This window comes from Burkholderia sp. BCC1638 (assembly GCF_902833195.1).
GTDB classification, from domain to species: domain Bacteria; phylum Pseudomonadota; class Gammaproteobacteria; order Burkholderiales; family Burkholderiaceae; genus Burkholderia; species Burkholderia diffusa.
This window is the reverse complement of record NZ_CADFEC010000089.1, coordinates 1-835: the sequence shown is the minus strand read 5'-3', so window position 1 is coordinate 835 and position 835 is coordinate 1. Positions and strand designations below refer to the sequence as shown.

Annotated in this window: 1 rRNA gene and 1 pseudogene; both read right to left on the bottom strand. The window is 56.5% G+C overall.

Annotated features, from left to right (window positions below):
* Positions 1 to 132: 132 nt before the first annotated feature.
* Positions 133 to 497 (bottom strand): annotated as a pseudogene (locus tag HWX22_RS31295) (transposase); the annotation flags it as partial.
* Positions 498 to 735: 238 nt separating this feature from the next.
* Positions 736 to 835: ribosomal RNA gene (gene rrf / locus HWX22_RS31290) — 5S ribosomal RNA — on the bottom strand; the annotation flags it as partial.

Sequence of the window (835 nt, the reverse complement as noted above, 5' to 3'; positions counted from 1 at the left end):
TCATGGTCATCGGGATCATCCCCAAACACCCTGCCTGAAAAACTAGCAGGATAGGTTGATTGCCCGGCTCAGTTTTCAGTCGGCGCGATCCCTACAAGTGGCTCAATTTCCGGTCGGCGTAAACATATAGGTGGCCACCCGGCGACTCAGCCCCAGATAACAACATGCCTTGCGTTGCGAGAGACCCCGCCGAGTCAGGACTTCCAGCGCTTCGCGCCGGCCCGTTGGGGTGCTCATTTTTTTCGGCTGAATTCCTTCAGACCGTCGATGACCAGCAATTGCTCGGCAATCAGGCGCTTGAGCCGCTCGTTCTCCGATTCCAGATCCTTGAGCCGACGGGCGTCGGCCACATCCATGCCGCCGAACCTGTTGCGCCAACGATAGAACGTCTGTTCCGAGATGTTGTGGCGCTTGCACAGGTCCTTCACCGGCTCGTCCCGGCTCTCGACCTCGCGCAAGATCCGGATGATCTGCTCGTCGGTAAATCGCTTCTTCATCGAGTTCTCCTTGCCTCTAGGATAAAAGAGAACTCACTTGCCAGATGGCTACAAGAAACGTCTCAGGTCAGGGGGATTTTTGCCGGAAAGTGACATTTTTCGACGATCATCGAGCAACGTCGAGCATCATCGGCCATTACAGCACCTTTGCCACCTTGCACTCGCCATTCCGCTCGCATTTCCATCGCGCCAATGCAAAAACCCCCGCCTTTTGGGCGGGGGTTCTTGGCTTGAGGGAGCCTGACGATTACCTACTTTCACACGGGAATCCGCACTATCATCGGCGTAGAGTCGTTTCACGGTCCTGTTCGGGATGGGAAGGGGTGGGACCGACTCGC